The sequence below is a fragment of the Streptomyces sp. NPDC026673 genome (assembly GCF_040638135.1).
Taxonomy (GTDB): Bacteria; Actinomycetota; Actinomycetes; order Streptomycetales; family Streptomycetaceae; genus Actinacidiphila.
Window position 1 is genome coordinate 1 of the sequence record NZ_JBEZXR010000161.1, and the last position, 4,995, is coordinate 4,995.

Below are 4,995 nucleotides of genomic sequence, written 5' to 3' on the forward strand. Positions count from 1 at the left end.
GTGCGCACGGGCCGCGATAACCCACGTGGCGTTGTGCCGCTCGCGCCGGTGGATCTGCCGCCAGGGCAACGCCATCCAGCCCGCACGCGCCATGTCCCGACCGGCCGACCGGAGGCCAGCTGCTCGATGCCGAGTGTAATGGTGCAGTGACCTTGCGTATTATTTTCGGAGGTTTGTCACGAAACGGAGATCTGGTTTGACATTTAACTAAAAGGGTTGAAAACGGACCCCCGACTACGCAAGGACAGCGCCCCGATGACAACGGACAGCCTCCCACAGGTGACACTCGGTAATGAATTCGATGGGCTCGCCATATCCGACACCGCGTTCGCACTGCTGGACGAGTTGGGCACGGTTGTCGGGTGGACGCAGGCCGCCGAGCGGCTCGTCGGTCACGGTGCGGGGGACATCGTCGGCCGCTCGGCCGCCCTGGTGGTGCCATCCTTCGGCGCAGCAGCCACCACGGACGCGGTCGTGGAGCACCTCCTCGCCGAGAACGGCTGGCCGGGGGCGTCAGCAGTGCGACGCCACGACGGCAACCTGGTCGACGTCAGCCTGCGGATCACGGCACTGCGAGGCCAGGACGGCCCCACACGCTGGCTGGCCTCACTGACCGACACAGGAGGGCTGTCAGGGGACGTGTTGAGCGGACTGATGCGTGGCCCGCTCCTCGCCCGCGCGCCGATCGGGGTCGTGATCCGGGACCCCCATCTGCGGTGCATGTTCACGAACGACGTGATGGAACAGCACGATGGCATCCCCGCTGACCGGAGGCTGGGACGACGGCTCACCGAATCAGCACCCGGCGCCACGGCCGAAGCCATCGAGGCACTGATGCAGCAGGCCCTCCAAGGTGGCGCCACCAAGGTGCACGAGTACCGGGCATGGCTGCCCACCTTCCCGGGCCGGGAGCACTCCTTCGGTGGGGCCTACCACTGCCTCCAGGGCGCCGACGGCGAAATCGTGGGCGTATGCGTGATCAGCGCCGATGTCACCGAGAGTCGACGGATGCGCGAGGACGTGGCCGCCATCTCCGAGGCCAGTACACGCCTCGGCGAAAGCCTGGATGTGATGCAGACCAGCCAGAGCCTGGCCGACCTGGCGGTGCCCCTGCTCGCCGACTACGTCGCTGTCGACCTGGAGCAGTCCGTCCCGTTCGGCGAGGGGCCGGCTGTTCACTCCGGCGCCCCGGCTCACGGTGTTCCCGTGCTGCGTCGGGCCGGGCAAGCGTCGATTCATCCAGGGGTGCCGGAGTCCTCGTTGACACAAGGCGAGCCGGTCTCCGTCCCGTCCGCGTCGCCGCTCGCGGTCGTCCTGCGCACCGGCGAGCCTCACCTTGAGCAGCACCTCGACCGACCCTGGGTCGACGGTCGCCCGGCGATAGCCCGGCGGTTCCGTGAGACCGGAATGCACTCGCTGATGATCGTGCCGGTTCGTGTGCGGGGCGCGCTGCTGGGTGTGGTGCTGTTCGTCCGCACAGACAATGCGGAGCCGTTCCACGAGACCGATCTGCTCCTGGCCGAAGCGCTTGTGAGTCGTGCGGCGCGGTCGCTGGACAACGCGCGCCAGTACGCGCGCGAGCAGAGTGCCGCCCTCACGTTGCAGCGCACCCTGCTGCCGCGCCGGCTGACCGGCGGCACGGCCGTCGAGGCGGCGTCGCGCTATCTGCCGGCCGACATGGACCATGGGGTTGGCGGCGACTGGTTCGACGTGATTCCTCTGGCCGGCGCACGGGTGGCCCTGGTCGTGGGCGACGTGGTCGGGCACGGTCTGCACGCCGCGGCGACGATGGGCACGCTCCGCACCGCCGTGCGCACGCTCGCCGACATGGACCTGCCCCCCGACGAAGTGCTGGCCCACCTCGACAACACGGTCCAGCGACTGGCCGAAGCGGACGGCGACGACATGGGTTCGATTCCCGGAGCGGTCGGCGCCACCTGTCTGTATGCCGTCTACGACCCCGCCACCCGCGTGTGCACCATGGCCCGGGCCGGGCATCTACCGCCCGTCATCGTCGACCCGCAGGGCCATGTCACCTTTCCCGATCTTCCCCCCGGAGCCCCGCTGGGCGTCGGCCTGGGAGATCCTTTCGAGACCGTGGAACTGGAACTGCCCGAAGGCAGCCTCCTCGCCCTCTACACCGACGGTCTGATCGAGACCCGCGACGGCGACATCGAAGACGGCATGCGCCGCTTGGGTACCGTCCTTGCGGAACCGGGCCGGTCCCTGGAAGAACTCTGTACGCGCGCGACGGACGCCGTCCCCGGGCAGGCTTCTTGCGACGACACCACTCTGCTCCTCGTCAGGACTCTGTCCTTGAGCGCGGGTCAGGTTGCCTGCTGGACATTGCCCAATGACGAGACCGCCGCCCGAAGTGCCCGTGAGATGACGGTTCGCCAGTTGACCGTCTGGGGCCTGGACAGTCTTGGTGACTCCACGAGGCTGATTGTCAGCGAACTGGTGACCAACGCCGTCCGCCACAGCAGCGGTCCGATTCGATTGTGCCTGAAACAACACGGAGTCCTGACCTGTGAAGTGTCGGACTCCGATACCTGCTCCCCACGCCCGCGCCGTGCACGCTCCACAGACGAGAACGGCCGCGGCCTCCTCCTCGTCGCTCAGATGTCGCGCAGGTGGGGATCTCGATTGATGAGCGAAGGCAAGGTTGTCTGGGTCGAACAGGGAATACCCACAACCTCTGGTTCGCGGACGTCGCCGCGGTTCTAGCTGCCCGGTGCGCGCAAGGGTGTGGCCTGGCGGGACGTCCCCGCCGGAGTGTGGGCTGCTCGGCGTGACCACCTGGCGCCGCTTGCGGGACCGGACCGAAGCCGGTGTCCGGCCCGGGCTGCACGCGGAGCTCCTAGCCGAACTGCGCAATACGGGCTTGCTCGAGATGGTCGGTTCTGGTCCTTGCGACGGCCCGTCGGCTCGACCTCGATCAGATCCGCCGCGCGCTCCTGATCCGCGAGGTCGCGACCGTCGAGTAGGCCAACGCCTTCAAGGTGCAGCTCCAGCGCGTCAAGGTCAAGCTGTCGACCCGCGCGGGCGACGCCGGCCGGCTGTTCGGCTCGGTGACCCCGGCCGACATCGCCGCCGCCGTCAAGGCCGCGGGTGGTCCGGACGTGGACAAGCGCCGGATCGAGATCGGTTCCCCGATCAAGACGCTGGGCTCCCACCAGGTGTCGGTGCGCCTGCACCCCGAGGTCGAGGCCGCCTGACCCGCACGCACCGTGTGAACACCGGGCCCGGCGTCGTGCCGGGGACGGGACGGCGGCGGACGCGCCTGTCAGACGCGGACGGCGCCGGTGTCTCGCCCAGCCCCTGCCGAGGCCGGCAACAGCCAACCTCGATGCCTGTTACTGATCATTTCAGAATGACGTGCGGAGTCGTCGGAGGCAGATGATGCTGCAGCCGAGTTCCAGGAGGCCCTGGTGGAGGCCGGCGCGATGCTCGTGGCGGATACGGAGTCGTTGGGACTGGTGGAGCCAGGCGAAGGGTACGCTCGACGATCCAACACCGTGGGTCTCGGTGAGCGAGGGTCCGGTGGCGTCCATGAGGTGAGCGCGCGGTTCCAACTGGCCTTGGGACATCGGCGGTGGGGCACGGAGGGCGCAGTGGCGATGGGGGAGGGACTGCTCGCCGTTGCGATACCTGACTGGCCGCGAATGAACGGCCCTCAGCGGATGTTGGTCGATGACGGACAACGGAACAGATCCTGCGGCAGCACCTTCGGCAGGCTGGTCGGCTGCCGCTCCGGCAGGGGCTCTCGTGAGGTGCCCGGTACGGCCGCGTACCGCGAGCGGGAGCCGAGGTAAGCGGCGATCTTCATCGGGTTGAACACCCACATCACGTGGTGGATCCCCTCGTCCGAGGCCGCGATGGTCATGAAGGTCGAGGGGCAGCCGTCCCGGTGGAGCAATACCCCGCCACGTCCGTTGGCCTGGACGCACTCTACCTCCGCGTCGCCCCAGAACCGCGGGTACGCGATTGACAGGTTCGCCACCCGGGCCCGCCCGAGCACCGGCACGCGTGCAACGCCGCGCATGCCGTTGCCGTCGGACAGACTGATGGCATTCGGAGCCAGAAGCGCTGCCAAAGAGGCCATGTCTCCCTTCTGCGCGGCCGCCACGAACGCGTCGAGCAGGCGCTGGTGTTCGGCCGAATCGACCTTTCTGCGCTGCTCCGTGGCAAGGTGGGCGCGGGCACGGCTGACAATCTTGCGGATGTTGACCGCGGTCAGGTGGAGCATTTCGCCTATCTCGACATAGGGGAAATCGAACGCCTCACGCAGGACGTATGCGGCCCGCTCTGTGGGGGTGAGTTTCTCCAGGATCAGCAGGATGGCGAAGTCCAGGGCTTCGGCCCGCTGAGCGCCCACCGCGGGGTCGCTGCTGGTGTCGGCGGGTTCGGGCAGCCACGGGCCTATATAGGCCTCGCGCTGCACTCGGCTGGACTGGGCTACGTTGATCGCCAGTCGGGTGGTTGCGGTGGAGAGAAAGGCCGCCGGGCTGCGAACGACCGAGCGATCCGTCGTCTGCCAGCGTAGCCACACCTCCTGGACGACGTCTTCGGCTTCCGCCGCGCTGCCCAGCAAGCGATAGGCGATGCCGAAGAGGCGTGGCCGGAGCTCCACGAAGACGGACACGGCCCCGTCCAGGGCACCGTACGCGGGGGATGTCTCGGGACGCATGAATCCTCTTCTCTCCATTCCTACAGCGCCAGCGCTGTCAGGTGGCGCGACCAGGCCTTTTGGTCTGCATGCTGTGACGAGAGGGTGGTCGAGCAATGCGCAACCATGAGCAGGGCCGTGCTCCGATCCCGCCTCCCGTACTGACCAGGGTGGTCACTGTTGCGTGACGGCTTTTGAATGCCCCTGTGGACTCGGTGTCCGAGACGTGTTGGATGTTGATTCATTGAGTGGAGTGGACGGCACCCATCGATGGTGGTGGGCCCAACCGCGGTCTGCGGCATCGTTTCTGGTGCCCCGGGAGTCCA

2 protein-coding genes and 3 pseudogenes are annotated in these 4,995 nt (G+C 67.8%); 3 read left to right on the forward strand and 2 right to left on the reverse strand.

Annotated elements, in window-relative coordinates:
* Positions 1-255 precede the first annotated feature (255 nt).
* The 3 genes and pseudogenes from AB0F62_RS42385 to rplI form a co-directional block, all read left to right on the forward strand.
* Entirely contained in the window at positions 256-2,727 is a 2,472-nt protein-coding gene (locus tag AB0F62_RS42385; protein WP_361812155.1) for a SpoIIE family protein phosphatase, read from the forward strand.
* A 61-nt stretch (positions 2,728-2,788) separates the two neighbouring features.
* A pseudogene (locus AB0F62_RS42390) lies at positions 2,789-2,896 on the forward strand (IS5/IS1182 family transposase); the annotation flags it as partial.
* A 34-nt stretch (positions 2,897-2,930) separates the two neighbouring features.
* Positions 2,931-3,218, forward strand: a pseudogene (gene rplI / locus AB0F62_RS42395) (50S ribosomal protein L9); the annotation flags it as partial.
* 150 nt (positions 3,219-3,368) lie between these two features.
* Here rplI and AB0F62_RS42400 read toward each other — a convergent pair.
* Positions 3,369-3,513 (reverse strand): annotated as a pseudogene (locus AB0F62_RS42400) (IS5/IS1182 family transposase); the annotation flags it as partial.
* A 163-nt stretch (positions 3,514-3,676) separates the two neighbouring features.
* Positions 3,677-4,690, reverse strand: a complete 1,014-nt coding sequence (locus AB0F62_RS42405; RefSeq protein WP_361812158.1) for a sigma-70 family RNA polymerase sigma factor — start codon at positions 4,688-4,690, stop codon at positions 3,677-3,679.
* Positions 4,691-4,995 lie beyond the last annotated feature (305 nt).